Consider the following 26,287-nt stretch of genomic DNA (forward strand, 5'->3'; position numbering starts at 1 on the left):
GCCGCGTGCAGTGTCGCCACGGATGCCGTCGCGACGGCGCACAGCAACGCGGTCGCGACGGCCGTCGCACCCCCTGCCCGCCGGCGGGCACTTGTCGCCCCCACGCCGCTACCGGCGCCTCTCCGTCGATTCCCCCGCCATGCCACACACAGCAGTCCCACCGCAGTGACGACAGCCAGGGCGCAGCACCCTACGACTGCCGTCGGGTTCGCTCCCAGTGCCAGGGCGGTTGCCAGCCAGGCCGCCAGGGCTGGCGGAATCAGCCGCAGGTCGGCCGGCCCTTCCTCGTTCTGCGGCATGATCGCGTTGTGCCGGGTTCGCGGCGCCCCATGCGCGCGCATCGTGGTGTCGGCGCCCTTCGCGCTGGTCGCTGTGTCCGGTCGGCCCTCCGCTGTCGGCTGCGCTGCTCCGGATGGTCGTGTCGCAGCTGACCCCCTTGCGGTGTCTGGCGGTGTGGCGATGCGGGCGCGGTACGGGGCCGCCGCCGTCCGGGGTGGGCCGGCAGTCCCGGGGTATGCGCACCCTGGATCGCCATCAGGCGAACGCGCCGAGCCCGGAGGCCGGGAACTGAAGCTGCTCACGGCTGCACGAGAGGTCGTAGGTCGGCGAACCGCTTGTCGCCGATGCCGGTCACTTCACGCAGGTCCTCGACGGAACCGAAACCACCGTGCTGCTCCCGGTAGTCGATGATGTGACGTGCGAGAACGGGCCCCACTCCGGGCAGGCTCTCAAGTTGCTCGGCCGTCGCGGCACTCAGGCTGATGGGGGCGCCGGCAGCGCCATCAGCCCCGGTCTCCGAACCGGAGCCAGCCAAAGCGCCCGGAGCACCGCTGCCGCCAACCGTCGCGGCACCGCTCACCTGAACGCCACCAGCACCAGCCTTGATACCCACAGCGATCTGTTCGCCGTCGACGAGCACTCGGGCGCGGTTCAACTCGCTCATCCGCACGCCCGGTCGTACTCCCCCAGCCGCCTTGAGTGCGTCGGCCACCCGCGCACCGGCCGGTAGTCGTCTCACTCCCGGTGCACGCACCTTGCCGGCCACGTCGACCACGACGAATCGGCTCGCCCCCACCCGTGTTGGCGCGGACCCCGGATAGGGGTGGGGTTGCTGGCCGCTTGGAGGCGGAGGCTCGGGCGTCGCCTTCGCGCGCGGCTGCTGGGCTGGCGCGCTCACCGTTTCCGGGCGTCCGGTCCGGAAGTGGTGTCCGGCGATGGCCACGGCCGCCAGCAGTACCGCGACAACGGCACCGAGCGCCTTGGGTTTGATGGCGCACCGCGCTTGGAGCCAGAGTGGCAATCGCTCCCTCAGCGCGAGTCCCACGGCACGCGACCGTCGCGGAGCACGGTTCGGCGAGGTGGCTGGCGAACCCGGATCGATGTCGCCGGTGTCCGCGATGCCCTCCGCCACGGTCTGGTCCGCCGGGCCGCCAGGCGGCGACTCGCCAGCGCCCGGCTCTTCCGCTCCGGGGCGCCCGGGGCTGTCTGTCGCCTCAGCAGCGGACCACCACTCCCTCCTCGCAGGCGACTCCGCCAGGGCCGTACTCCCTGACGAGGGCACCACTCGATCCTCCCTCTGCTCACGGATACCTGGCCGCGCGGCGGGCGCTCCCAACACGTTGACGGCTTCGGCTGGCGGCTCGTTCGCCACCAGCAGTCCGACTGTCCGGGCTCGCTTCACGCCCGCATCCGGCATCGGGGCTCGGCGGCCACCTGGTCTGCGGCGAACAGCGCTCGTGCGAGACGCCGGCCCTCGCGGCCCAAGCCCGAGGCGCCGTTTCGGCACCCCACGCCGCCCGGATCCACCGCGCAGGCTCGCCATGAGATCCACCGTTACTTTCCGTGTCTGACTGCTCATGTCGATCGACTGTAGAGAACCGTCGGCGATGCTGCCGCGCCTTCCCGAGTTCCGTGGATAACCAAGAAACTGTGGATAACTTCGCCACCCGTTCGAGCGCATACACAGAAAGCAACTTCCCAAGTCACCAAGGCTGTTGCTTCACTCATGACACGGGCAGGGCCTCAGGGTCTTCGAGGCGGCGGCGATGCGCTGAAGGCAGTCACGGGCAAGCCGCCTGGACTCACACGCGCGACGACCTCGGTCCAACAGCCGACCGGGACCTACAGGAATATCACGCTAAGTAAGAGGAGGCGGAGCGGCGACGTCTGCCACATGTCAGCCAGCGAGCGGCGCGCCGAGCTGAGGTGGCGGGCCAGCCAGACAGCAAACACAGGGCTTTCACGATAGCGATGCCGAGCTCCGCATCCGCGCACACACAGAGCCTGGGGTTCGGCGGGCAGCAGGTACTCGGCACCGAAAAGGCGCTGGTAACGGAAGGAGAGAGTCGGCGAGGACGGTGCGGGTGAGACACGCCGCCGTGCAGGGTGCGGAGCACACGGCAGCCGTCTCGCCAGATCGCGAACGAAATCCGAGGCATGCCGAGCTGCAGGGCCTGACGAAGGCCGAGACACGAAGAAGGATCGGGGGAGGTATGCAAGCAAGGGCGGGCCCGTCGATCACATGGTGAAGGTCGCACGGAGCGCGATCAGCGAGGGGAGACCACCGCACCCAGGAGACCGGGCCCCGTGTGGGCGCCGATCACCGCACCCACCTCACTGACGTGCAGCTCCACCAGGCCGGGTACCCGAGTGCGGAGGCGCTGCGCGAGCTGCGCCGCGCGCTCACCGGCAGCCAGGTGGTGCACGGCGATATCCACCTCCTGCACCCCCGCCCGTTCCACCACGATCTCCTCCAGGCGGGCGATGGCCTTGGAGGCGGTACGCACCTTCTCCAACAACTCGATGCGGCCCTCGTCGAGTTGGAGCAGGGGCTTGACTGCCAGCGCCGACCCGAGCAGGGCCTGCGCGGCACCGATGCGACCACCCCGGCGGAGGTAGTCCAGTGTGTCGACGTAGAAGTACGCGGACGTGCCGACCGCGCGCTTCTCCGCCGCGGCCACCGCCTCGTCCATCGTGCCGCCGACCGCTACGACCTCCGCCGCCGACAAAGCACAGAATCCGAGCGCCATAGCCACCATCCCGGTGTCGATCACTCGCACCGGAACGGGTGAGTCCTGCGCGGCGAGGGCTGCCGCGTCGTACGTACCGGAAATTTCCGCTGACAGATGGAGGGACACGATGCCATGAGCGCCAGAGTCGGCGGCCCGACGGTACGCGGCGGCGAACGTCGCGGGACTGGGCCGGGAAGTAGTAACCGAGGTTCGCTTCTGAAGGGCCTGGGCGACGGATCGGGCAGAGATCTCGGTGCCCTCTTCCAACGCCTCGTCGCCAAGCACCACCGTCAGGGGGACAGCCGTGATGTGATGCCGCTCCATCGCCTGCTGCGGCAAGTAGGCCGTGGAATCGGTGATGATGGCGACATGGGGGGACATGGCTGGCAGGCTATCGGTGGTCGGCCAGTGCCGATAGCTGGGGGTGATCGACGCCGGTCACGACCCTGCTGCCGGGGTACGGGCAGGCGCGATGACGGTGTCGGAGCGGGCGCGGTCGCCGAGGTGGTGTTCCCAGCTCACGTGGTGTTCTCAGGCCGAGCGGACCGCTGCCAGGGGTACGACTTCCGGAGTCTGGGGTCGGCCGTGAGGGCGCGTGGTCCCTCTGCCGGCTCCGGGTCGTCTGTCGTGGGCGTGTCCGCTCCCGCTCCGGAGACGGTCGCCGCCGACTCGCCGGCCAATGGTTCGAATGCCGACGTGTTCGTGCCGGGCCACCCTCCGTCCGGGGCACCAGGGGTACCGGAGACGTTTGAGGGGCGAGTCGGGTCGCCCGCTCCGAACGGAGCCGCCGTGCTTCCCGCAGTGAAGGGGGTGCGATCGGTGTCCTCGGCAAGGTGCTCGGAGCGCCAGTGCCGCAGCGCGGTGGCTTCCATCTGGATCTGGTCGCTCAGGCCGGCGAGATCGTCCTCGGCGAAATGTCCCGCACGGTCCTGGACGGCCCAGCGCAGGGAGTCGGCGGAGTGCGTCACTCGCTCCGTACGCTTGCGCAGCTCAGGCAGGCGGGCGGCGACTCGGTTGCGGTCCGGCTCGGCTTCCAGTCGTCGCAGGTCATCGTCCACGTCGTGGCCGTGGGTGCTGAGCCGCTCGAAGAGTGCGCGCGACTCGGAGAGGGAGGCGTCCTCGGTGGTGGCGGTGTCCAACGCCTGGCGCGTGGCCCGCATCGACGTGCGCAGCGACATCCGCAGTTCAGCGATCTCGGCGCCCGGGCCGACCTGCGTGTACTGCTTGGCCCGCAGTCTGGTGTCCTCGACCGTGCGCCGGGCCTGGGTGACCGTGCGGTCAACGCCTCGTTTGGCCGCCTTGACCACCTTCACGGTGGCGTACACGCCGATAACGACGCAGAGCAGCAAGAACAGCCCCAGGATTGCCACTACGGCTTCCATCGTGCTCCCGCGTATCTCGAGGTTCGGCAGTGTCGCGCGACGCCACGGTCGAGCTCCGGGTTCCTCCGGGCCACGACGACGGCTTCGCCTCATACGGTAAACCGCGCAGACCGCCTCCGGGTTCCCCGCGAACCCGTAACCCGCCCCTAGGTGTCATCCCCGAGACGGCGAGCCCGCCCTCGCTCGCGCCAGCACATGTGGCCGCTCCCGCATCGGCCACCCACAGAACGGACCGCCTTCAGACCATCCGGGCCGGTACTCGCATCCCCACGACCAGGACCAGGAGCCGACACCGGGCGGGCAGGTCTCCGACCTCACCCGGATCAACGCCGGCCCAGTCCAGCACACGCCACGCCCTACCTGAACGCACTTTCGGGTCATCTCCCCCGAGCTGTCCCCAAGCCGCTCCTACGACCCGATCACACCCCGAACCGAGCCGACACTCTCTCCCAACGCACGCCCTCCCTTCACCAGCCAAGCCCACCTACTAGCCCAGCCACTCCGCCTCACCCACGCCGACCCGTCATCCACACACCCGGCCGGCCCGCCACCACACATCCGTCAGCGAGCACGGATCACCAGCCCGCTCCCGACTCAACCGCACAGGCCGCACCTGCCTGTGTGGAGAACAGGCCGCCCCGCCAGCACCCGTGGGCAGTTCGCCGCCCCGCGGGAGGCAGGTTGTGCTCGCACGGTCGAGTGCAGCCCTCCCCCACCTCACGCGTGCAGGTCGAACCCGCTCAGGGAGGCCGCCTCGCCGCCCTTTCGTATCTCGCCAGACAGGGACCCGCCATCGTGTACACACGAACCCACAGAGCAAAGACCGGCCCTCCGCCTCACGTGGCGGAGAACCGGCCTTCGACACCGTCAAGCCATCCGTCGGAGTCCCGTCGTCCGTCAGGATTACGCCGTGCCATCGCATCGGAGCGCTGGATCAGAGGGCTCCAGGCCACATGGGCGCCGTCGCGCGGGAACACCAGAAGCGCGTGGCGTCCGGCGACCAGGCAACTGTCACACCGGGCAGCGGGACCCGAGCTGTCCCGCCGGCGTCGCGCCGGACCGCGAGGCCCCGCATGGTCGTCATGCCAGGCCGCGAGCCCCAGTCGCACCGGTACGCCGGCAGGCCGCGACGTCGGGACGACCGGAACGCCACGGCGCTGGGCCCCCGCGCGGCCGAGCGGTCACACGGCTCGGCTCGCGGATCACCGCAATACCGCCGTGCCAGATCGCCAGGTCACCCGCCCTTCAGCCGCCGCACCCCGGCGCGGCGGGATACTGGGTGCCGGGGTGTTCGCACGGCTGAAGGGCGTCGCTGCTCGGTGGCTCGGCGTGTGCTTACGCGGGGACGATGTTCACCAGCTTCGGCGCCCGGACGATCACCTTGCGGATGGCCGCACCGTTCAGGGCAGCGATGACGGCCGGGTCGGCCAGGGCTCGCTGCTCCAGTTCCTCGTCGGAGATCGACGGCGGTACCTCCAGGCGCGCCTTGACCTTGCCCTTGAGCTGAACGACGCAGGTCACGGCCTCGTCCTGGACGTAGGCGGGGTTCGCGACGGGGAAAGAGGCGTGGACGACCGAAGTCGGGTGGCCCAGCTTGTGCCACAGCTCCTCCGCGATGTGCGGAGCCAGCGGCGCGGTCAGCAGCACCAGGGACTCGGCCACGGGCCGGGGGACCTCGCGCACCTTGGTGACGTGGTTGTTCAGCTCGGTCAGCTTGGCGACGGCGGTGTTGAAACGCAGCTGGGTCAGGTCCTGCGAGATGCCGTCGATCGCCTTGTGCAGCACACGCAGCAGTGCCTCGTCGGGTTCCACGTCGACGACGGTGACCTCGCCGGTCGTTTCGTCCACGACGTTGCGCCACAGCCGCTGCAGCAGCCGGTACTGGCCGACGACGGCCCGCGTGTCCCACGGCCGGGACACGTCCAGCGGGCCCATGGCCATCTCGTACAGACGCAGCGTGTCCGCGCCGAACTCGGCGCAGATCTCGTCCGGGGTGACCGCGTTCTTCAGCGACTTGCCCATCTTGCCCAGCAGTCGGCTGACCTGTTCGCCCTGGTAGAAGTACGTGCCGTCGCGCTCTTCGACCTCGGCCGCCGGCACGGCGATGCCCCGGCTGTCGCGGTAGACGTACGCCTGGATCATGCCCTGGTTGAACAGCTTGTGGAACGGCTCGGACGAGGCGATGTGGCCCAGGTCGTGCAGGACCTTGGACCAGAAGCGGGCGTACAGCAGGTGCAGTACGGCGTGCTCCTGACCGCCGATGTACAGGTCGACGCCGCCGGTGGGCTGGCCCTCGCGCGGGCCCATCCAGTACTGCTCGACCTCGGGGTCCACCAGCCGGTCGCTGTTGGTCGGGTCCAGGTAGCGCAGCTCGTACCAGCACGAACCCGCCCAGTTGGGCATGGTGTTGGTCTCGCGGCGGTAGCGCTTGGGCCCGTCGCCCAGGTCCAGTTCGACGTTGACCCAGTCCTCGTTGCGGGACAGCGGGGTCTCCGGCGAGGTGTCGGCGTCGTCCGGGTCGAAGGTGCGCGGCGAGTAGTCCTCGACGTCGGGCAGCTCCAGCGGCAGCATCGACTCGGGCAGGGTGTGCGCGACACCGTCCTCGTCGTAGACGATCGGGAACGGCTCGCCCCAGTAGCGCTGCCGGCTGAACAGCCAGTCCCGCAGTCGGAAGTTGATCGCGCCCTCACCGATGCCGCGCTCGGTCAGCCACGTCGTGGCCTTGGCCTTGGCGTCCTTGACGACCAGGCCGTCCAGGGTGATGTCGGCGCTCGCCGAGTTGATGATCTTCGCCTCGTAGGAGTCGAACGAGTCGTTCCAGACGCTGGGGTCGGTGCCGCGCTCGTCGCTGGGTTCGACGACACAGCGCATGGGCAGCTCGAAGGCGCGTGCGAAGGCGAAGTCACGGCTGTCGTGCGCCGGTACGGCCATGATCGCGCCCGTGCCGTAGCCCATCAGCACGTAGTCGGCGATGAAGACGGGGACCTGCTCGCCGCTGATCGGGTTGGTGGCGTACGCGCCCGTGAAGACGCCCGTCTTGTCCTTCGCCTCGGCCTGTCGCTCAACGTCGGACTTGGCCGCGGCCTGCTTGCGGTAGGCCGCGACGGCCGCAGAGGGCGTGGCGTAGCCGCCGGTCCACACGGCGTGCGTGCCCTCGGGCCAGGCGGCCGGAACGATTCGCTCCACCAGCTCGTGTTCGGGCGCCAGCACCATGTACGTCGCGCCGAACAGCGTGTCCTGGCGAGTGGTGAAGACCGTGATCCGCGCATCGCCGTCGGCGACGACGGGGAAGTCGACGCGGGCGCCCTCGCTACGGCCGATCCAGTTCCGCTGCTGAAGCTTGATCGCCTCCGGCCAGTCCAGTGCGTCCAGGTCGTCGATCAGCCGGTCGGCGTAGGCGGTGATGCGCATGTTCCACTGGCGCAGCTTGGCCTTGAAGACCGGGTAGTTACCACGCTCGGAGCGGCCGTCGGCGGTGACCTCCTCGTTGGCCAGCACGGTGCCCAGACCGGGGCACCAGTTGACCGGCGCGTCCGAGGCGTACGCCAGGCGGTACTCGCCCAGGACGCCGGCGCGCTCGGCGGGGTTCAGCTCGCTCCACGCGCGCCCGTCGGGGGTGGCGCGCTCACCCGAGGTGAACTGCGCGATCAGCGTGTCGATCGGCCGAGCCGCGTTGACCTGGGGGTCGTACCAGGAGTTGAAGATCTGCGTGAAGATCCACTGGGTCCACTTGTAGTACGCCGGGTCGATCGTCTCGATGGAGCGGCGGTTGTCGTAGCCCAGGCCCAGCCGACGCAGTTGACGCCGCATGTTCGCGATGTTGGCCTCGGTGGAGACGCGCGGATGCGTGCCGGTCTGCACGGCGTACTGCTCGGCGGGCAGGCCGAACGCGTCGAACCCCAGCGTGTGCAGCACGTTGTGGCCGGTCATGCGGTGGAAGCGGGCGTACACGTCGGTGGAGATGAAGCCCAGCGGATGGCCGACGTGCAGCCCCGCGCCCGACGGGTACGGGAACATGTCCATGACGAACTTCTTGGGTCGCGCCAGCAGCGCCTCCCGCTCGGCGTCCGGCCCTCCCTCGCGCCCGGCGGCCAGCTCACCGGCCGGGTTGGGGACCTCGTACGTGCCGTTGGCGTCCCAGAAGTCCTGCCAGCGCGCCTCGATGTCAGCGGCCAGCGCCGCCGTATAGCGGTGCGGCGACGCGGCTACGGTCTCGGCGGCGGTGTGGGTCTCGCTCATCGTCTCAAAGCTCCATCGATCGTCTCTGCCAGCGGATACGTACGGAAACGAAAAATCCCCTCGCACAGGAGGGGACGCCGCGCCGATGCCGACCGGCTTTTCGCTTCGGTCGGTACTGATCAGCGCGGCTCGCTAAGCAGAAGGCGTACGGCACGCATGAGGTCAGGTTACCGCAGCGGTCCAAGCCGTCGCACCGTACGCGATCCGCGGCCCGTCGCGTCGGTGCCCGCGATCTCGCTGGCCACAGCTTCCGCGCCGCCGACCGGCCCCCTGGTCAGAGCTATCGACCAGGTCCCGCGCCCGACGGGCCCGGGGACCGCGGGGCTCCGGCCCGAGCCCCTCGCCGGGGTGTGACCGAGCCTTCTGTCGGGCAACAGGCGAGTGGGCCCAGGCTCGCCCTGAACAACGGCCCCGGCCCGATTTCGACGACCACCCCGACCCGCACAGCCATCCCGCCTCCGCCCGGCTCGCCACTCCACCCCGCCCAGGTCGGCAGGTCGCCCGCCTCACCCGCCCAGGAACTCCGCACACCGGTAGGGGCCGAGTCGCGCGCCCTCGGACGGGCGGATGGTGACCTCGACGTCGTCGGTCCGTACCGTCGGATCGAGCACGGACTGGGCACGTGCCATGGTGCACACCAGCTGGCCGGTGCCCAGGTCACGCCCCGTACCGGGGTACGGGCCGTCGAAGCGCACCGTGACGCGTGGCCCCGAGCCGGAGACCGAGGCACCGCCGATCTGGACCAGCGAGGTGAGCCCGTCGCGTTGCTGGGCGGGCGTCGGGTCCTGGCCGAGCAGTTTGACCACCCCGTTCAGCTCCGTGATCTGCGTGTCGAGCACGGGTACGGCGCGCAGGCCGCTGGCCGAGGCGTAGTAGAGCCGCATGCCGCGCGTCAGCCCGGACGCGGGTTCGCCCGCGCTCACCACGCCGGTCGGCTGGACACCGCAGCCCGTCAGCCCGGCGACCACCCCCGCCACCACGGCGCCGGCCAGCACCCCGTGCCGCAGCCGCCCCGAGCCCCCTTCCGACAGGCTGCCCACCCGCGCCCGCACACCCCTCACTGGTCGTCCTCCTCGGTACGCCGCAAGGGCAGTCGCACCGTGAACACGGCGCCGCGCCTCCCCCCGCCATCCCCGTCAGCCCTCTCCACGACACCCGCCACATCGCCCCCGGCAACGCCGACGACACCGACACCAGCACCAGCACCAGCCGTAGCGTCCCGGGAACGCGTGGCGCCGGAGGCGTCGGAGAGACCCAGGAACGCGGAGGTACCCGCAGTAGCGGAGCCAGTCAGAACGTCCGAGACGTCAGCGGCTCGCGAGACACCCGGAACACCCGGAACGCCGGGAACACCCAGGACACCGGAGGCGCGCACAACCCCGGCCGCAGCGGCACTGTCGACACCCGAGACCCCAGCCGCACCAGCCGAACCAGCCACACCAGCCACACCAGCCACACCAGCCACACCAGCCGCACCAGCCGCACCAGCCACACCGACACCGTCGGCCCTGTCGGCCCCGTCGGCTCCGTCGACGCCAGGGCCACCCGTCGCACCCGCTTCGCGGGCCCCGTCGACGGCGACGTCGTCCATCCCCTCCACCTCGTCGACGCCGGGGGCACCGGCCACCTGGCCCGCCCCCGCCAGGTCGGTCACCTCGATCGTGCCGCCGTGCAGTCGCGCGTTCTCCAGGGCGATAGCCGTGCCCAGGCCGCTGCCCTGCCCGCTGTCGTCGCTCGCGCGCCGGGTGCGCGCCGCGTCCGCCTTGTAGAAGCGGTCGAAGACGCGCTCCCGGGCCTCCGGCGGCAGCCCGGGGCCGTGGTCGGCGACGGTGAGCGTCACCCACGGGCCCTCCGCCGCGCGCACCGTCGTCAGGGTGACGGTGACCGGCGGGGCCCCGTGCCGCAGCGCGTTGCCCACCAGGTTGGCGACGATCACGTCGACGCGGCGCCGGTCGACCACCGCCCGCACACCCTCGTCCAGGCGTGTGCGCACCCGGTCCGTCCAGCCGCGCAGCGCCAGCGAGGCGCGTACGGTCTCGGCGAGGTCGGTCTCGGCCGCGTTCAGCCGTACCGCCTTGGCGTCGAAGCGGGAGATCTCCATCAGGTCCTCGACCAGCCGGGACAGCCGGGCCGTCTCCGCGCCGACCGTGCGGGCCGCCCGTGCCGCGTCCGGCGGCAGGCGGTCGGCGTCCTCCTCCAGGACGGTGGCCACCATCGTCATCGCCGCGAGAGGGGTGCGCAGTTCGTGCGAGACGTCCGCGACGAAGCGGCGTGCCTTGGCCTCCTGGTCGCGCAGCTCCGCGTCGGAGGACTGGAGCGCGTCGGCGGTCTCGTTGAACGTACGGGCCAGGTCGGCGAGTTCGTCGTGCCCCTTGACGACGACGCGGCTGCCCAGGTCGCCCGCGGCCAGTTCGCGGGTGGCGCGGCCGAGCTTGCGTACCGGGCGCAGGACGGTGCGGGCGGACAGCAGTGCCAGCACGGCGGCCAGTAGCACGACGGGCGCGATGCCCGCCCGCACCGAGTCCAGCAGGGCGGCCGTGTCGTCACGCTCGGCCCGCAGGTCGACGATGGCGAAGACCTCGAGGCCGGAGGTGCGGCGATCCCCGTCGGTGTACGTCACGGGCATGCCGACCACCAGGTACGGCTCGCCCCGCCAGCGCGCCCGTTGGAGGTGGGCTCCGTCGCCGACGCGTACGGCGGCCCGCAGTTCGGCGGTGACACGGCCCGCGGTCTCGGCGCGCGCGTCGGAGACGGCGACGAGGTCCTGGTAGCGGGCGACCACGGGGCGCGCGCCGATGCCGTCCGAGACCTTCGCCGCGAAGCGGGCCAGCGACCGCTGGTCGGGCGGTATGTCGAAGTCGACGGCGACCGCGGTCACCCGCTCGCGCAGGTCGCTCACGGCGGCGTCCTGAGCGCGTCGCAGGACGGCGGTGCGCGCGTCGCGGTAGGCGAGGGCGGTCGCGGTCACCGCGCTGACCAGGGTGGCCACGACGACGGTGACCACCAGCCGGGTGCGCAGCCCGCCCACGAGCCGCCGGGAGCGGCGCCGCGCACCCCCCATGCGCCGCCGCGCACCCCCGACACGGCCTCGCGCGACGCCGACACGCCGCCGGGCACCCCCGAGGCGCCGCCGCACGCCACCACGGCGCGCGAGGCCCCGTACGCGCTGGGCGGCGGCCCCTCGTCCCCGGCTCACAGCGGCCCGAAGCGGTAGCCGAAGCCCCGTACGGTCTGGACGTAGCGCGGCTTGGCGGGTATGTCCTCCAGCTTGGCGCGCAGGCGGCCGACCGCCGCGTCCACCAGCCGGGAGTCGCCCAGGAAGGTGTGGTCCCAGACGGATTCGAGCAGTTGCTCGCGGCTGAAGACCCGGCAGGGGGCGGCGGAGAGTTCCAGGAGGAGCCGCAGTTCGGTGGGCGGCAGCGCGATGCGCCGGCCGCGCTTGGTGACGGTCAGTCCGGCGCGGTCGATCACCAGCCCGGCGAGGTCGGGGGCCGTGTCCTGGCCCGGCCCGGACGGTTCGGCGCGCCGCAGCGCGGCCCGGATGCGGGCCTCCAGGACGGGCGCGGTGACCGGTTTGACCACGTAGTCGTCGGCGCCCGCCTCCAGGCCCGTGACGATGTCCTCGTCGTCGCCGCGCGCGGTCAGCATGATCACCGGCAGGGTGGTGGTCCTGGCGCGGATGCGGCGGCACACCTCGAAGCCGTCCATACCGGGCAGCATCAGGTCGAGCACGGCCAGTTCGACCCTCCCCCGCCCCGGGCCGTCCAGCAGGGCCAGGGCCTCCTCGCCGGTGGCCGCCACCGCGACGTCGTATCCGTGCCGGCGCAGCACGAGTTCCATCCCGTCCCGTACGGACGCGTCGTCCTCGATGAGCAGCACATGCGGCATGCGGTCGATTATGAACACCCCGGCCGGCGTTCCGCCGCCCCGGGCAGGGGCCGATGTGCAGGTCGGGGGCATTGTTACGTTCCCATCATGTGGCCATGGAGCGGCCATCACGTGGTGTGCCGAGGGTGGGGCCATGAGTTCCCAGACGACCTTCCGCAGCGCCGCCCGGCTGCGGCTGACCACCTGCGTCGCGGCCCCCGTCCTCGCCTTCGCGGTGGCCTGTGGCGGCGACGGTTCCAGCGGCGCGCAGACCAGCGACGACATCGCCACGGTGTCGGACGCTCCGGCGGCCTCGGCCTCGGCCTCCGCGTCGGACCGGCCCGGGCCGGCCGGGCAGGCCACCGGCAAGAGCGCCTTCTACGACGCCCAGATGACGTACGTCCGGTGCATGCGTACCAAGGGCGGCTACAAGGACTTCCCCGACCCCAAACTGAGCGGCTACCTGGACTGGGCCAAGGTCAACGAGATCGGTGCCCAGCCCGGTCGTAACGAGGGCATCAAGGGCGGCCGGAACGGTGTCTGCGTCGCCGAACTCCAGGCGACCATGGCCGCCGAGCCCAAGCGCGACCAGCAGAAGGACTACGAGTCGATGCTCGCGCACGCCACGTGCATGCGGGACAACGGCGTCTCCCGGTTCACCAACCCGACGATGAGCGGCGGCATCGCCCAGCCGGGCGGCGACCCGAACCCGGCCTCCCCGGCGTTCGACAGCGAGTCGCCGGCGTACAAGCGGGCCCGCGAGGCGTGCAAGTCCACGCTGCTTGAGGGTCTGGACGGCATGCAGTGAGGCGCGGCACCACCCTCCTCACGCTCGGCGCCGTGGCCGTGATGGCCGGCGCGGCCGGGGGCGTCCTGCTGCTGGGCGAGCACGGCGACGCGGACGCCTCGGGGCGCGGCGACCTGCCGCCGGCCACGGCCACCGTCGTGCGTACCGACCTCGTCCAGTCCAAGACGGTCGACGGCCGGCTCGACTTCGCGCAGCGGCGCCCCGTCAAATCCGCCGTCCAGGGCACGGTGACGGTGGCGGCCACGGAGGGCAGGACGCTGCGCGTGGGGCAGGCGCTGTACGAGCTGAACGACAAGCCCGTCACCCTGTTGTACGGGCCGGCGCCGATGTTTCGCGAGATGAAGGTGGGCGACCGGGGCACCGACGTGCTCCAGCTGGAGCGCAACCTGCGTGACCTGGGGTTCGGCGCGAAGCTGTACATCGACCCGCGCTACGACCGGGACACCGAGGACGCCGTCAAGCGGTGGCAGAGGTCCCTCAACCGTGAGCCCACCGGGCGGGTGGGCCAGGGCGATGTCGTCTTCCAGCCCGACCGGGTCAAGGTGGTCGCCGTCGACGCGGCGCTGGCCGACCAGGTCGGGCCGGGCGAGCCGGTGCTCACCGTCGCCTCGACCCGGCCCGTCGTGCGCGCCGAACTGGAGCAGTCCGACGGCGCGCTGACCGCGCGCGGCACCACGGTCGAGGTCACCCTGCCGAGTGGGAAGACCGTGGCCGGCCGGGTCGCCGGAACGGTCCGCCCGAAGGAGGCCGACGGCGCGGCGGCCCCGGAGGGCATCACCGTCGAGGTCGTCCTGAACGGCGGGGCGAACGCCGCGACCGGCGAGGACGCCAGGTCCCCGGCGAGCGTGCGGTTCGTCAGCGAGGCCCGTAAGGGCGTGCTCGCGGTGCCCGTCGAGGCGGTACTCGCCCTGCGCGGCGAGCGGGGCGGCTACGGCCTCCAGGTCGTACGGGGCAAGGCCACGGCGATGGTGCGCGTGGAGACCGGCATGACCGCCGACGGGCAGATCGAGGTCAGCGGTCCGGACGTGCGCGAGGGCCTGCGGGTGGGGGTGGCGAAGCCGTGACGTCGACCCCGGTGATCGAACTACGGGACGCCAGCAAGGCGTACCCCGGCGGCGTGCACGCGCTGCGCGGCGTGAACCTCACCGTCGAGGAGGGTGAACTCCTCGCGGTCGTCGGCCCGTCGGGCTCCGGCAAGTCCACGATGCTCAACGTCGTGGGCACGCTCGACAGGCCCACCTCGGGCACCGTGCGCGTCGCCGGCTACGACGTGTCACGGCTCTCCGACGCGCGGCTGTCCGCGCTGCGCGCCCGCCATATCGGCTTCGTGTTCCAGCACTTCCATCTCGCGGCGGGACGCGACGCGGTGGCCAACGTCGCCGACGGGCTGCTGTACGCGGGCGTACCGCCCCGGCAGCGGCGCGCGCGGGCGCGCGAGGCGCTGGCCCGGGTCGGCCTCGACCACCGCTTCGGGCACACGCCCAACGAGCTCTCGGGCGGCGAGAAGCAGCGGGTGGCCATCGCCCGCGCCCTGGTCGGGGGCCCTCGGCTGGTGCTGGCCGACGAGCCGACCGGCGCGCTGGACACGGCGTCCGGCGAGATCGTCATGGCCTTGCTGCACGAGCTGAACGCGGCCGGCACCACCATCTGTGTGATCACCCATGACCACGGGATCGCGGACTCGCTGCCACGCCGGGTCCGCTTCCGGGACGGCGAGATCGTCGCGGACTCGCGCCACGCCGGCACCACGGAAGGGGCCGACGCGTGAGGGGCCGACGCGTGAGGGGCGAGCTGGGGCCCGCCCGGCTGTCCGTCGGGGACGTGTTGCGTGTGGGCGCGGTCGGGCTGCGCGCGCGCCGCGCGCGCGTGGTGCTGTCGGCGCTCGGCATCGCCATCGGCATCGCGACCATGGTCGCGGTGGTCGGCCTGTCCGAGTCCAGCCGGGCCGACCTGATGGCTCAACTCGACCGGCTGGGCACCAATCTGCTCACCGCCGAGGCGGGTGAGGACGCCCTGGGGCGGGAGGTCAAACTGCCCAGGAGTGCGGTGGCGATGGTGGAGCGCATCGGCCCGGTCCAGCGCGCCACGGCCACCGCCAACGTCGATGCCCGTATCCGCCGCAGCGACGTGGTGCCCGAGGAACGCACCGCCGGCGTGACCGCCCAGGCGGCCCGGCTGGACCTGCTGGCCACGCTCGGGGGCGAGGTCGACCGGGGCAGCTGGCTGACGCGGGCCGGTGAGCGTCTGCCGACGACGGTCCTCGGCGCGGTCGCGGCGGACCGGCTGGGCATCACCCGCACCGGCGAGTCGATCATGATGGACGACACGCGCGTGGTCGTCGTCGGCATCCTCAGACCGATCGAGCTGGTCCCCACCCTGGACCGGGTGGCCCTGGTCGGTTACCCGGCGGCTGAGCGGTACTTCGGCTTCGACGGCCATCCCACCACCGTCTTCGAACGCTCGACGGACGCCTCGGTGGAGGATGTACGCGCGGTCCTGGCGCGCACCATCAACCCGGGCAACGAGGGGGTCGTCAAGGTCTCCCGGCCCTCCGACGCGCTGGCCGCCAAAGCCGCCACGGACGAGGGCCTGACCACCCTGATGCTCGGCCTGGGCGCGGTGGCCCTGCTGGTCGGCGGCGTGGGCGTGGCCAACACCATGGTCATCTCCGTACTCGAGCGGCGCCAGGAGATCGGCCTACGCCGCTCGCTGGGCGCCACGCGCGGCGCGATCCGGCTCCAGTTCCTGACCGAGTCGCTGCTGTTGTCGGCGCTGGGCGGGGCGGCGGGCGCGGTGCTGGGCGCGGCGGCGACGCTGGGCTTCGCGCGCTTCCAGGGGTGGACGGCGGTGGTTCCGCTCTGGTCCCTGGCGGGCGGGGTGGCCGCCACCGTGGTGATCGGTGTGGTCGCCGGTCTCTATCCGGCGGTGCGCGCCTCGCGCCTGCATCCGACCGTGGCCCTGAACGCGACGTGAGAGGTCGGCATACGGGCCGGAAAGCCGAAAGATCCCGTCCGATGTGATCGGACGGGATCTTTGGCGTTCGAACCGCCGGGCGGTTCTCTTGTGGAGCTAAGGAGAATTGAACTCCTGACCTCCTGCATGCCATGCAGGCGCTCTACCAACTGAGCTATAGCCCCGTGCTGTTTTCCGCCCCGGTTTCCCTCGGCGGCATCGCCTACATTACACGGCCCCCCTGGGCTTTCGCCAAATCGGTTGTCCGGTGGCCGTCGGGCGCGGGGTCACGCCGTGGCGAACGAGTAGAACCGTTTCAACGTGCAGTGCTCGTCCAGCAGGCGCCCGTAGATCGGCTCGCCTTCGAGTTCGCGGTAGGTCTCGATGGGGTCGCCCTTTATGATCAGCGCCCGCGCGCACTCGACGCACCAGTACTGATAGTCGGCGTTGAGCGGTTCCATGTCGCGGACGATCGGCGTTCCGCTGCCACACCAGTCGCATTTCCGGCTGTGCGCACCCATCAATCAGCTCCAGCTATGGCCGCAGGACGTGCACACATAGGAGATCCCACCGTTGTCGCCCAGCACTTGCGCCACGTGCGCCGAGCCGCATGCCGGACACTGCAACACCGTGACGTCCCTCGTCGACCGCGATCCACCGGCCATCGCGCCACAGGGGCCGACGGGGCACGTGTAGCGCTCCGACAACCCGTCCCGTCCCTGTGCTTCGGCGATCTCCAGCAGGTCGTTGACCTCCTCCAGGATGCTGGTCGGCATCGCACCGCCCCTCCCGTCGGCACCGTCCCCGCGCGGCGATCTCGATTCTGTCATGCAAAGGCGTGCGGGTCAGCGCCCGGTCACACCGCGATCGCGCGCCCTTCCCCCCACCGCCACCTCCGGCGCGGCAGCCTCACCCCGCGCCGATCCGCGCCCGATGGCACACCGTCAACTCCCCCACGTCGCGAAGGCGAAACCGGCCGCCCGCCCGACGAAGGCGAAGCCGACCAGCCCCCACGCGAAGGCGCGGCGCGCGATCCACGGACGCGGAGAGGAACCCGGGGCGCCCCCGCACCCGACGGCGCGGCCGAACGGGCCCCGCGGAGCATCCCTACGCGACCGCGAAGCCGGGAAGTCGACCCGCCGAGGACAAAGGCCGAGCAATCAGCCCAACGAGGGCAAGTCCAAACAGCCGACAAGCACAGCCGAGGCCCGGCAGCCCACCCACCTGAAGCCCCCACCCGAGGGCGAAGCCGAACGGCCCCCGGGGGAGCGGAGGCGAGCCCCCGCCCCCGCGAAGGCGAAGCCAGCAGACCACCCCGTCAAGGGCGAAGCCGACCGCACGCTGCCCCGAAGCCCCCCGCCCCCACCCGAGGGCGAAGCCGAGCAGCCCCACCAAGCGAAGGCGAAGCCGAGCGCGGCCCCACCGCGTCGAGGAGGCCCACCCGTGGGGGGTGCGGGTGGCGGAGCCCCCGCCCGGCGAGGCGAAGCCGAGCAGAAACGACGAAGGCGACCCGGTCCGCGCTTTCCGCGGACATGGGTCGCCTATCGCTTTCGTGGAGCTAAGGAGAATTGAACTCCTGACCTCCTGCATGCCATGCAGGCGCTCTACCAACTGAGCTATAGCCCCGCTGTTCCCTTGCGGAGATGAACCCTTTGTGTGGGGCTCACTTCCGTGTTGTGAACGAGCAGAAGCTTAACCCGTGACCTGCTCGAACGCGAAATCCGGTGGGGTGGGGCCGGCTGGCGGTGCCGGTGGGCCGGGACGCGTGGGTGGGCCCGGGGTCTAGTCGTCGTCGCCGAGGACGGGTTCGGGAAGGGTGCCGGCGTTGTGTTCGAGCAGGCGCCAGCCCCGGGCGCCCTGTCCGAGGACGGACCAGCAGCAGTTGGTGAGGCCGCCAAGGGCTTCCCAGGTGTGGGGTTCGAGGCCGAGCAGCCGACCGATGGTGGTCCGGATGGTGCCGCCGTGGCTGACGACGACGAGCGTGCCGTCGTCGGGCAGCTTCTCGGCCATGGCAGCGACGAGCGGCGCGGCCCGGTCGGCGACCTCGGTCTCCAGCTCCCCGCCTCCGCGCCGGACGGGCTCACCGCGCTTCCACGCGGCGTACTGCTCACCGAAGCGCGCGATGATCTCGTCGTGCGTCAGCCCCTGCCACGCGCCGGCGTACGTCTCGCGCAGCGCCGCGTCGTGCGTGACGTCGAGTCCGGTGACGGCCGCCAGCTCGGCGGCGGTCGCGGCGGCCCGCCGCAGGTCGGAGGCGATGATCGCGTCCGGGTCGAGCGCGGCCAGGAGCCGGGCGGCGCGCCGGGCCTGGGCCACGCCGGTGTCGGTCAGCTCGATGTCCGTGGAGCCCTGGAAGCGGCGCTCAAGGTTCCACGCGGTCTGGCCGTGCCGCCACAGGACGACACGCCGGCCTCGGCCGCGCTCGGTGGTGCTCAGTGGAGCTCACCGTCCAGGTCGTCCTCGTCCGCCGCGGCCTGAGCCTGGGCGTGCTCGGCGCCCTTGCCCTGGGTGGCGAGCGCGTCGGCGGGCAGCTCAAGCTGCGGGCAGTCCTTCCACAACCGCTCAAGGGCGTAGAAGACGCGCTCCTCGCTGTGCTGGACGTGCACCACGATGTCGACGTAGTCGAGCAGCACCCAGCGGGCGTCGCGGTCGCCCTCACGGCGTACCGGCTTGGCGCCGAGCTCCTTGTTGAGCCGCTCCTCGATCTCGTCGACGATCGACTTGACCTGGCGGTCGTTGGGTGCCGACGCGAGCAGGAAGGCGTCCGTGATGGCCAGGACGTCGCTGACGTCGTAGGCGATGATGTCGTGCGCGAGCTTGTCGGCAGCCGCCTGGGCGGCGGCCTTGATGAGCTCGGTGGAGCGGTCCGTGGCGGTCACAAGCAGGGCTTTCCGGTTGGTGGTATCCCCCATGCTCGGGCCGGGGGCGCGTCTCCCAAGGGTCTCACGCCCCGCCGGCTCCTCCGCCAGCCCTTTACCCGCCCGCCCCGGCTCGCGGCCCCCGACGGGCCGGACCCCGGGCCGGCACCCGAAGGCGCCGCGTCCGGGGCCCGCGTCCGGGGGCCGGTGTCCAGGCCGGCCGCTCAGCCCCGCTGGCCCGCGTAGTCACCGCCGAGGACGACCGTGACGTCCGCGTTGGCCGCGCCCTTGCCCTGGCGTACGGCGCTCTCGGGCAGGCCGAGCGTCGCGGCGACCTCCTTGGCCTGGCCGGCCTGCGCGGCGTCCGCGTAGGTGACCCGGGAGGTGGCCTCGGCCGTCCCGTTGCCGCCGCCGACGAACGTGAAGCCGCCGTTGACCAGCGCGACCTGTGCCGCACCCGCCTTGCGCTCGTCGCCCGTGGCGTTACGCACACTGACGCGTGCGGCGGTCTGCGCGGCGTCGTCGGGCTTCTTGACCGAGCCGCCGAGCACGTCCTTGACCACGTTCTCGGTGGCTTCCTCGCTGAGCGTGCCGTCGGGTCGCACCGCGAGCAGGTCCGTCTCGTACGCCCCGTCCTCGGCCCGCTGGGCGAGGGCGGCCAGCGCGGTGCCGAGCTGCTTCTCGGACAGCGAGGGGTCGGGGATCTGGGCGAGCTGTTCCACGGTGGCGGTGGCCTTGCCGGCGTCGGTGGAGACCTTCGCCAGGACGGCGCCCAGCACCTGGCCGAACCGGGTGAGCTGCTTGGCCTGGTCCTCGCCCGGCTCCAGGTGGGTGGCGTAGGCGACCGCGCCCTGCCCGCCGAGCTGCACCGCGCTACCACGCTTGACCAGCGGGTCCTCGCCCTCCTTGGCCGCGGGCACCAGGACGTCGGTGTCCAGGGTGATCCCGCCGACCAGCTCGACCAGGTTCTCCAGGTAGGGCGTGTCCAGCCGCCAGGTGCCCTGGATCTCGGAGCCGAGGAGGTTGGTCAGGGCGTCCCGGGTGCCGCCCGCGCCCTCGTCCTGGACGGCGTTGCCCAGGGTGGTGGTGCCGTTCTCGCCGGCGACGGCGAGCGCGTTGGGCAACAGCACGGTGCTGCCCTTCCTGGTGGTCTCGTTGTCCACCAGCAGGGCGCTGGAGCTGCCGCCGCCCTTGGTCTCGCGCAGGTGGACGACGATCACCTTGCGCTGTTGCTGTCCGCTGGCGCTGGCCTCCGCGTCTCCGCCGCTGGAGACGCCCGGCAGCTTGTCCGCGTACCAGAGGTAGCCCACGCCGCAGCCGACGACGAGCGCGAGGACGGCGACGAGGCCGATGAGGCGGGTGCGCAGCTTGCGCTTGCGTTCGTCGCGCCGCTCCGAACGGGTCTCGGCGAACTTCAGCCAGTCGATGACGTCTTCCGACTCCTCGTCCGGCTCCTCGATGAACGAGAACTGCTCGGTGCGGTAGTCGTCCGACGGTGCGGCCCGCGTCGGGTCGTCCTCGGCCCCGGCCGGCTCCGGCCGCTCGGCCTCCGGCGTCTGGGGCGCGCGCCGGGCTCGCGCCCGGGTCTGACCGGGCCGAGCCGCCCCCTGGTCGGGCTGCGGCTGGTCGGGGCGCGGCGGGCCCGGCCGTGCCCGTGGGGCCTCCGCCCGCTCGGGCTGGGTCAGCTCCGCCGCCTGGCCCGGTGATGCCTGCTCGGGCTGGGTCTGGCGCGGCACCCGGCGGTGGGTGGCCGTCCGGGGCGCGGCGGCGTACGCGTCGTAGCCGTACGCGTCCGGCTGGGGCTGTCCCGACGCCGGCGCCGCGTGACCGGGCCCGCCCGTTCCGTACGTCTGGGACGTCCCGGTCCCCGACGCGGAGCCGGCGGCACCGGAGTCCGGATAGGACGGTGCCGGGTGGCCCGACTGACCGGGGTAGTCCGGTGCGGCCGGGTACCCCTGGGGCTGCTGGGGGGCGTACGCGGTGGGAAAGCCCTGCGGGGGTTGGGTGCCGTACGGCTCGGGGTCGTAACCGGGCGTGTAGCCCGACTGTCCCTGGCCGTACGGGTCGCCCTGGCCGGGCCGCGCGGCGTGCTGGCCGCCGTACGGGGCGTAGCCGTCCTGGCCGCGCGGGTACGGGTCCCGCGCCGGGTAGCCGCTCGCGTCACCGGGCTGGCCGAGGTGCGCGGGCGGGGTGGGCTGGACCGGCTGGGCGTAGCCGTCGTAGCCGTACGCGGGCGTGGGCTGCTGGTAGTCGCCCGCCGGGTAGCCGTTGTGCGGGTAGTCGCCCGGTGGGTAGGTCGCGTCGGGCGGCTGGGCGGCCGGGTAGGCGGAGCCGGGGGCGTACCCGCCGCCCGTGCCGTAGGGGGCGACCGGGTCGTGTGGTCGGTCCCCGGGCCAGTCGTCAGGGGAAGGCGGGTCCTGTCGGTCGTTCACCGGTGCCCCTTCAGCCGTCGTCGCGGTACAGCTCGCGCTTGTCGATGTAGCGCACCACGCCGTCGGGCACCAGGTACCAGACCGGGTCGCCCTGCGCGACGCGTGCGCGGCAGTCCGTCGACGAGATGGCCAACGCCGGCACCTCGACCAGCGAGACACCGCCCTCGGGCAGCCCCGCGTCGGTCAGTATGTGCCCCGGCCGGGTCACGCCGATGAAGTGCGCGAGCGAGAACAGCTCCGCCGCGTCGTGCCAGGTCAGGATCTGCGACAGGGCGTCGGCACCGGTGATGAAGAACAGGTCCGCGTCCGTGTTGCCGGCCCGCAGCTCCCGCAGGGTGTCGGTGGTGTACGTCTTGCAGCCGCGGTCGATGTCGATCCGGCTGACGGAGAACTGCGGGTTGGACGCGGTGGCGATCACCGTCATGAGGTAGCGGTCCTCGGCCGGGGACACCGTCTTGTGGCTCTTCTGCCACGGCTCCCCGGTCGGTACGAACACCACCTCGTCCAGGTGGAACTGCGCTGCCACCTCGCTGGCGGCGACCAGGTGTCCGTGGTGGATCGGGTCGAAGGTCCCGCCCATCACGCCGAGCCGCCGCTTCACGGACGCTGTCTGTTCTCCCATGCGTGCAGACCCTACTAAGCGAGCCAGTACTCCGGCGCCGAGGTCAGCGGTCCCGGTTGAAACGCGTGGTGATCCACAGCAGCAGGAGCAGGACGAACAGGGCTCCGCCACCGGTCAGGTAGGGGTTGAGGCTGTCGTGCTCACCACTGTGCTCGCCACCCTCGGAGGCGAGCGTGACCAGGTTCGCGTGTGCGGTGTGGAATGCCGTCATCGTCAGCAGGACCTATCCGGGGCGGTCCCCAGGCCACGCGGCTCGGGGAGGGTCGGGCAGAAGACTTCCGGCCCATCGTATGCGGCGGCGCCGCGCAACCTCACGCCGACTCCGCACGTCTTGTCGAACGTCGGGCCCGGGGCGGGGCCCGACGGGGGCTCAGTCCTGCCCGTCCTGGCTCCGGTAGCCCCGCAGCAGGAACCACGCGAGCAGGACCGCGCCCACCACACCGACGATGATCACGGTGCGCAGGATGGCCCCGGCACCCTCGCCGTTCGAGGTTCCGCCGCGCGGGGTGGCGGTGGGCGCGGGGGCGGCGAGGACGACGTCGTGCAGTCCGGTGAGGTAGTGCATCACTCCACGGTAGCCACGTCATCCGCACGACCTAGGGTGGGGTGGGCCAAGGGGCGTCAGGGGCCACGACCGGCTGTCACACGAGGGGGCATGATGAGCGAGAACGACACTCACGGAAGCGAGCGGGTGCCAGGCCGCGAGCGGAGGCGATTCCCCGGAATCTCCTCGCGCGCCTACGAGCACCCCGCCGACCGGTCGGCGCTGGTGGCGCTGCGGAAGCTGAGCGGGTTCGACACCGTCTTCAAGACGCTGAGCGGCCTGCTCCCCGAGCGCAGCCTGCGGCTGCTGTTCCTCTCCGACTCGGTGCGGGTCGGCGACCGGCAGTTCGCGCACCTCAACGACATGCTGCGGGACGCCTGTTACGTACTGGACCTGGAGAAGGTCCCGATGATGTACGTCCAGCAGGACCCGCACCCCAACGCGATGTGCATCGGCCTCGACGAGCCGATCATCGTGGTGACCACCGCCCTGGTCGAGCTGCTCGACGAGGAGGAGATGCGGGCGGTCATCGGCCACGAGGTGGGGCACGCCCTGTCGGGGCACGCGGTCTACCGCACCATCCTGCTCTTCCTCACCAACTTCGCGGCCAAGGTCGCCTGGATTCCGCTCGGCAACGTCGCGGTGATGGCCATCGTCACCGCGCTGCGCGAGTGGTTCCGCAAGTCGGAGCTGTCGGCGGACCGGGCCGGGCTGCTGGTCGGCCAGGACCTCCAGGCGTCCATGCGGGGCCTGATGAAGCTGGCCGGCGGCAACCACCTGCACGAGATGAACGTGGACGCGTTCCTGGAGCAGGCCGAGGAGTACGAGGCCGGCGGCGACCTGCGCGACTCCGTACTGAAGATCATGAACGTGCTGCCGCGCAGCCACCCGTTCGCCACGGTGCGCGCGGCCGAGCTGAAGAAGTGGGCGGCCAGCCGCGACTTCCAGCGCCTCATGGACGGCCACTACCCGCGCCGCGAGGAGGACAAGGACACCTCCGTCAGCGAGTCGTTCAAGGAGTCGGCCAGCCACTACGCGGACTCCGTGCGCAACAGCAAGGACCCGCTGATGGGCCTGGTCCGGGACATCGCGGGCGGCGCCGGCGACCTCGGCGGCAAGCTGCGCGACAGGTTCACCGGGGCCACCCGCGGCGCCGGCCAGGACGGCGCCCAGAGCGGCGGCAAAGCTCCGACCGGCGACGCTCCCGCCGGCGAAGCCCCGACCACGGACGGCGGCCCGACGGACGGCGGCCCGCGCGGCGACGGCGACGGCCCAGCGAAGGGCGACGGCCCAGCCGGCGACGGCGGGCGCTGACCGCCCACACCAGGACCCCGCCTACGCCGGAACGCCCCGCTCCCCAGCGCGCCGGCCGTCCCGGCACACCGGCCCCGGGCCGCGCGACCTAACCGCGGCTCGGGGTCGACGGCTGTGCGCCCGGCGCCAGCACCCCGCACAGCGAGTCGGTGGGTCGCCCGGTCGCGTACGGGTTGGTGCCGGCCGAGGCGTCCGAGGGCGCGTCCTGGCCGGCGAACAGCGGGCGCAGATACGCGGCGGCGTCGGCCGCGCAGGTCTGCGGCCCGGCCTGCAGGGCGCTCTCCACGACCTCCAGGTGGTGGTCGCGCAGGTCGTCGCGGTCGAAGCGGAACCGCGCCTCGCGGCGCACCGTGAACAGCGAGTGCGCTCCGGTGCCCGGCACGCTGACCGGGCCGACCAGATCCCGGCCGTCACCGGTGCCCGCGGTGGCCTCCGGACGGCCGCTGTCACCCGCGTCGGTGGCCCGCTCGGCGCCCGTACCGGCCGGGGTCTTCGTCGGGGCGGCGCGGCGCAGCGCGTACACGTAGGTGTGGTCGGCGACGATCTCCAGGGCCGAGGCGGTCAGCTCGGTCACCGCGAGGCTCCCCCGCACCCGGACCGGTTCCTTGGCGAGCGAGACGCGACGGGGGTCGAAGCGGATCACCCAGCCGGTGGCCGCGTGCTGCCCGTCGTCGGCGGGGCGGGCCAGGCTCGCGTCGAACTGGCCGATCTGGTCCGGGTCGAGCAGCAGTCGCACCGCGCGGGCGTCGCCTCCGGCCAGCGTGTCCGGGTCCAGCGCGGAGTGGACGAGGAACTCCTTGGCCGTGCTGAGCGCCTCCCGCACCTGTCCCTCGGAGAAGTGGGCGGTGCGCTCGGCCACGGGCAGGGTCACGCCCTCGGCGCCGATCCGAAAGCGCCGGGCCGGGCTGCTGGCGTACAGGTCGGCGGCCCGGCCACCGGGCACCGTGCCGCGTGGCGTCAGCGGCACCAGGGTGCTGCGCAGCGGCTCGGCGGCGCGTGTCGTGGGCCTCTGGTAGGGGCGTTGGATGCCCATGTAGACGGCGGTGGCGAAGGCGACGGCGATGAGCAGGACCAGGACCACGGCCTGCTGTGGCGAGCCGCGCTCGCGCCGCCGGGGGCCGCTTCGGCCACGGCTGCGCACGGCCGGCGCGTGGTCGCCGATGCGCTCCTGGGCGGAGAACTCCTGCAGTCGGGCGGCGTTGACGAACGACTCGTCGAAGACGACGGAGCGGTACTCGTCGTCACCGCCCCCCGGGACGCTCTCAGGTGCCCCCTCGGGAGGGTCTCCAGGCCCGGTCATATCACCAGGGTAGGCCGGCGGAGGGGCGGACAGACGTCCCGGGGACTCGACACGTTCGGACGAAAGCTCACGCGATCACGGCGAGCGGGGCGCGGTGGCGGCGGGGGTCACGGCGGACGCGACGGGCTCGCGAGGGTCGGGGGCCGCGTCGGGTTCGGCGAGGCCGGCGGGTTCGACGGCCTCCAGCGTGGCGGAGAAGGGCGCGTCGGCCGGGGCCCCCGGCGCGCTGTCCACCTCCGAACTGGCGGGTGGCGGTGTGGGGTCCTGCCGGTTGCCGCCCCCGGAGGCACCCCGGTAGACGGCGGTGAAGGCCATGGCCACCACGCCGATGCCCATCAGGACGGCCAGCACCCAGGCCACGGGGCGCTGCCAGTGCGCGTGGCCCCGGTAGGGACGACCGGCGTCCCCGTACCTGCCGTACGGGCCGAACGCGTCGTCACTTTCGGGGTCCTCACCCGGCCGGCCGTATCCGTACCGGTCGTCCTCGTGCGGGTCGTAGCCGAACTCGCCGTCCGGCCCGTACCCCTCGTCGTGGGGATCGTCGTCGGCGGCGCCTCGTCGGTGTCTGGTCCGGGTCGCCTCGGCCTCGGCACGCGCCTGAGCGGCGGCCAGCATCCGCTCGACGGCAGAGGGTTCATGGACTTCGGCGGAGCGCACGAAGTCCTCGTCGAATACCACGGAGGCGAACTCGCCCTCCTCGCTCGCGGGTGGCGAGGAGGAGCTCGGTTCGGCAGCCCCGTGGTGGTGGTCGTCGGGCTCGTCGCCGTCCGGGAACGGCTTGCCCCCCACGTCGTCCGGCACGCGTCCAGGTTAGCCCCGCACGGTCGTTTTGGGCAGGGCGGACGGAAAGTCGGGAAAGCGGAATCACGCCGTACGCGGGGCGGCCCGGCCGCCCCGGCCGCGCCGCCCGGCGACCTGCGCGGGGCCCGACGGCGTGCCCGGTGGCCGCTGCGCGCCC

General features: G+C 72.2%; 22 protein-coding genes, 2 tRNA genes and 1 pseudogene. 5 read left to right on the forward strand and 20 right to left on the reverse strand.

Annotation, left to right across the window (positions count from 1 at the left end; genetic code table 11):
• Nucleotides 1–577: 577 nt before the first annotated feature.
• The 8 genes and pseudogenes from ACFVFR_RS14810 to ACFVFR_RS14845 form a co-directional block, all read right to left on the reverse strand.
• Entirely contained in the window at nucleotides 578–943 is a 366-nt protein-coding gene (locus ACFVFR_RS14810) for a helix-hairpin-helix domain-containing protein (RefSeq protein ID WP_383701382.1), read from the reverse strand.
• Nucleotides 944–952: 9 nt separating this feature from the next.
• Nucleotides 953–1,960 (reverse strand): annotated as a pseudogene (locus tag ACFVFR_RS14815) (SLBB domain-containing protein); the annotation flags it as partial.
• 586 nt (nucleotides 1,961–2,546) lie between these two features.
• Nucleotides 2,547–3,392, reverse strand: coding sequence for a DegV family protein (locus tag ACFVFR_RS14820; RefSeq protein ID WP_383701295.1), 846 nt, complete (start codon nucleotides 3,390–3,392; stop codon nucleotides 2,547–2,549).
• Nucleotides 3,393–3,529: 137 nt separating this feature from the next.
• Complete coding sequence (locus ACFVFR_RS14825; protein WP_383701298.1) at nucleotides 3,530–4,393, reverse strand: hypothetical protein; 864 nt, start codon at nucleotides 4,391–4,393, stop codon at nucleotides 3,530–3,532.
• A gap of 1,335 nt (nucleotides 4,394–5,728) precedes the next feature.
• On the reverse strand, nucleotides 5,729–8,632 hold the full coding sequence (leuS, locus tag ACFVFR_RS14830) for a leucine--tRNA ligase (RefSeq protein ID WP_383701301.1): 2,904 nt from the start codon (nucleotides 8,630–8,632) through the stop codon (nucleotides 5,729–5,731).
• Between the two features lie 506 nt (nucleotides 8,633–9,138).
• Nucleotides 9,139–9,693, reverse strand: coding sequence for a hypothetical protein (locus tag ACFVFR_RS14835; protein ID WP_383701304.1), 555 nt, complete (start codon nucleotides 9,691–9,693; stop codon nucleotides 9,139–9,141).
• The gene (locus ACFVFR_RS14840) at nucleotides 9,690–11,693 is read right to left on the reverse strand and encodes an ATP-binding protein (RefSeq protein ID WP_383701307.1); all 2,004 of its coding nucleotides are present in this window, start codon (nucleotides 11,691–11,693) and stop codon (nucleotides 9,690–9,692) included. Before ACFVFR_RS14840 ends, ACFVFR_RS14835 begins: the two co-directional genes overlap by 4 nt.
• 131 nt (nucleotides 11,694–11,824) lie before the next feature.
• On the reverse strand, nucleotides 11,825–12,520 hold the full coding sequence (locus tag ACFVFR_RS14845) for a response regulator (RefSeq protein ID WP_383701310.1): 696 nt from the start codon (nucleotides 12,518–12,520) through the stop codon (nucleotides 11,825–11,827).
• A gap of 133 nt (nucleotides 12,521–12,653) precedes the next feature.
• Here ACFVFR_RS14845 and ACFVFR_RS14850 point away from each other — a divergent pair, with 133 nt between their 5' ends.
• Genes ACFVFR_RS14850 through ACFVFR_RS14865 form a run of 4 tightly spaced genes read left to right on the forward strand, consistent with a single transcriptional unit; the run spans nucleotide 12,654 to nucleotide 16,280 of the window.
• Nucleotides 12,654–13,307: a hypothetical protein gene (locus ACFVFR_RS14850; RefSeq protein WP_383701313.1), complete on the forward strand. Its 654-nt coding sequence runs from the start codon at nucleotides 12,654–12,656 to the stop codon at nucleotides 13,305–13,307.
• Nucleotides 13,304–14,371: a peptidoglycan-binding protein gene (locus tag ACFVFR_RS14855; RefSeq protein WP_383701316.1), complete on the forward strand. Its 1,068-nt coding sequence runs from the start codon at nucleotides 13,304–13,306 to the stop codon at nucleotides 14,369–14,371. Before ACFVFR_RS14850 ends, ACFVFR_RS14855 begins: the two co-directional genes overlap by 4 nt.
• Complete coding sequence (locus ACFVFR_RS14860) at nucleotides 14,368–15,075, forward strand: ABC transporter ATP-binding protein (RefSeq protein WP_383701319.1); 708 nt, start codon at nucleotides 14,368–14,370, stop codon at nucleotides 15,073–15,075. Before ACFVFR_RS14855 ends, ACFVFR_RS14860 begins: the two co-directional genes overlap by 4 nt.
• A gap of 11 nt (nucleotides 15,076–15,086) precedes the next feature.
• On the forward strand, nucleotides 15,087–16,280 hold the full coding sequence (locus ACFVFR_RS14865) for an ABC transporter permease (protein ID WP_383701322.1): 1,194 nt from the start codon (nucleotides 15,087–15,089) through the stop codon (nucleotides 16,278–16,280).
• Nucleotides 16,281–16,371: 91 nt separating this feature from the next.
• Here the strand turns inward: ACFVFR_RS14865 and ACFVFR_RS14870 are convergent.
• The 10 genes from ACFVFR_RS14870 to ACFVFR_RS14915 all read right to left on the reverse strand — a co-directional run bounded on the left by ACFVFR_RS14870 (nucleotide 16,372) and on the right by ACFVFR_RS14915 (nucleotide 22,736).
• Nucleotides 16,372–16,444, reverse strand: a tRNA-Ala gene (locus ACFVFR_RS14870).
• A 102-nt stretch (nucleotides 16,445–16,546) separates the two neighbouring features.
• Nucleotides 16,547–16,780: a hypothetical protein gene (locus ACFVFR_RS14875; RefSeq protein ID WP_176161576.1), complete on the reverse strand. Its 234-nt coding sequence runs from the start codon at nucleotides 16,778–16,780 to the stop codon at nucleotides 16,547–16,549.
• Between the two features lie 3 nt (nucleotides 16,781–16,783).
• A complete protein-coding gene (locus tag ACFVFR_RS14880; RefSeq protein WP_383701324.1) occupies nucleotides 16,784–17,035 on the reverse strand; it encodes a hypothetical protein in 252 nt (83 codons plus the stop codon).
• Between the two features lie 777 nt (nucleotides 17,036–17,812).
• Nucleotides 17,813–17,885, reverse strand: a tRNA-Ala gene (locus ACFVFR_RS14885).
• 156 nt (nucleotides 17,886–18,041) lie between these two features.
• On the reverse strand, nucleotides 18,042–18,695 hold the full coding sequence (locus tag ACFVFR_RS14890; protein ID WP_383701385.1) for a histidine phosphatase family protein: 654 nt from the start codon (nucleotides 18,693–18,695) through the stop codon (nucleotides 18,042–18,044).
• Nucleotides 18,692–19,138, reverse strand: a complete 447-nt coding sequence (gene rsfS / locus ACFVFR_RS14895) for a ribosome silencing factor (RefSeq protein ID WP_383701326.1) — start codon at nucleotides 19,136–19,138, stop codon at nucleotides 18,692–18,694. Before rsfS ends, ACFVFR_RS14890 begins: the two co-directional genes overlap by 4 nt.
• A gap of 203 nt (nucleotides 19,139–19,341) precedes the next feature.
• Entirely contained in the window at nucleotides 19,342–21,549 is a 2,208-nt protein-coding gene (locus tag ACFVFR_RS14900) for a LytR C-terminal domain-containing protein (protein WP_383701328.1), read from the reverse strand.
• A gap of 10 nt (nucleotides 21,550–21,559) precedes the next feature.
• On the reverse strand, nucleotides 21,560–22,171 hold the full coding sequence (gene nadD, locus ACFVFR_RS14905; RefSeq protein ID WP_383701330.1) for a nicotinate-nucleotide adenylyltransferase: 612 nt from the start codon (nucleotides 22,169–22,171) through the stop codon (nucleotides 21,560–21,562).
• Between the two features lie 43 nt (nucleotides 22,172–22,214).
• Nucleotides 22,215–22,382, reverse strand: coding sequence for a hypothetical protein (locus tag ACFVFR_RS14910; RefSeq protein WP_383701332.1), 168 nt, complete (start codon nucleotides 22,380–22,382; stop codon nucleotides 22,215–22,217).
• 159 nt (nucleotides 22,383–22,541) lie between these two features.
• Nucleotides 22,542–22,736 carry a hypothetical protein gene (locus tag ACFVFR_RS14915; RefSeq protein ID WP_383701334.1) on the reverse strand — a complete coding sequence of 65 codons (195 nt, stop codon included), beginning with the start codon at nucleotides 22,734–22,736 and terminating at the stop codon, nucleotides 22,542–22,544.
• A gap of 93 nt (nucleotides 22,737–22,829) precedes the next feature.
• On the opposite strand from ACFVFR_RS14915, the gene ACFVFR_RS14920 reads away from it, so the two are divergent.
• Nucleotides 22,830–24,029, forward strand: a complete 1,200-nt coding sequence (locus ACFVFR_RS14920) for a M48 family metallopeptidase (protein ID WP_383701337.1) — start codon at nucleotides 22,830–22,832, stop codon at nucleotides 24,027–24,029.
• An 88-nt stretch (nucleotides 24,030–24,117) separates the two neighbouring features.
• On the opposite strand, the gene ACFVFR_RS14925 is transcribed toward ACFVFR_RS14920, so the two are convergent.
• Together ACFVFR_RS14925 and ACFVFR_RS14930 are read right to left on the reverse strand one after the other, a co-directional pair.
• Nucleotides 24,118–25,329: a hypothetical protein gene (locus ACFVFR_RS14925; RefSeq protein ID WP_383701339.1), complete on the reverse strand. Its 1,212-nt coding sequence runs from the start codon at nucleotides 25,327–25,329 to the stop codon at nucleotides 24,118–24,120.
• A gap of 75 nt (nucleotides 25,330–25,404) precedes the next feature.
• Nucleotides 25,405–26,130 carry a hypothetical protein gene (locus ACFVFR_RS14930; RefSeq protein WP_383701341.1) on the reverse strand — a complete coding sequence of 242 codons (726 nt, stop codon included), beginning with the start codon at nucleotides 26,128–26,130 and terminating at the stop codon, nucleotides 25,405–25,407.
• Nucleotides 26,131–26,287: the final 157 nt, after the last annotated feature.

It is taken from the genome of Streptomyces sp. NPDC057702 (assembly GCF_042799315.1).
GTDB lineage: Bacteria > Actinomycetota > Actinomycetes > Streptomycetales > Streptomycetaceae > Streptomyces.

Coding starts and splice junctions, on each gene's coding strand:
- ACFVFR_RS14810 (WP_383701382.1), bottom strand. CDS start 943: ATGAGCGAGTTGAACCGCGCCCGAGTGCTCGTCGACGGCGAACAGATC.
- ACFVFR_RS14820 (WP_383701295.1), bottom strand. CDS start 3,392: ATGTCCCCCCATGTCGCCATCATCACCGATTCCACGGCCTACTTGCCG.
- ACFVFR_RS14825 (WP_383701298.1), bottom strand. CDS start 4,393: ATGGAAGCCGTAGTGGCAATCCTGGGGCTGTTCTTGCTGCTCTGCGTC.
- leuS (WP_383701301.1), bottom strand. CDS start 8,632: ATGAGCGAGACCCACACCGCCGCCGAGACCGTAGCCGCGTCGCCGCAC.
- ACFVFR_RS14840 (WP_383701307.1), bottom strand. CDS start 11,693: ATGGGGGGTGCGCGGCGCCGCTCCCGGCGGCTCGTGGGCGGGCTGCGC.
- ACFVFR_RS14845 (WP_383701310.1), bottom strand. CDS start 12,520: ATGCCGCATGTGCTGCTCATCGAGGACGACGCGTCCGTACGGGACGGG.
- ACFVFR_RS14850 (WP_383701313.1), top strand. CDS start 12,654: ATGAGTTCCCAGACGACCTTCCGCAGCGCCGCCCGGCTGCGGCTGACC.
- ACFVFR_RS14875 (WP_176161576.1), bottom strand. CDS start 16,780: ATGGGTGCGCACAGCCGGAAATGCGACTGGTGTGGCAGCGGAACGCCG.
- ACFVFR_RS14880 (WP_383701324.1), bottom strand. CDS start 17,035: ATGCCGACCAGCATCCTGGAGGAGGTCAACGACCTGCTGGAGATCGCC.
- nadD (WP_383701330.1), bottom strand. CDS start 22,171: ATGGGAGAACAGACAGCGTCCGTGAAGCGGCGGCTCGGCGTGATGGGC.
- ACFVFR_RS14910 (WP_383701332.1), bottom strand. CDS start 22,382: ATGACGGCATTCCACACCGCACACGCGAACCTGGTCACGCTCGCCTCC.
- ACFVFR_RS14915 (WP_383701334.1), bottom strand. CDS start 22,736: ATGCACTACCTCACCGGACTGCACGACGTCGTCCTCGCCGCCCCCGCG.
- ACFVFR_RS14920 (WP_383701337.1), top strand. CDS start 22,830: ATGAGCGAGAACGACACTCACGGAAGCGAGCGGGTGCCAGGCCGCGAG.
- ACFVFR_RS14925 (WP_383701339.1), bottom strand. CDS start 25,329: ATGACCGGGCCTGGAGACCCTCCCGAGGGGGCACCTGAGAGCGTCCCG.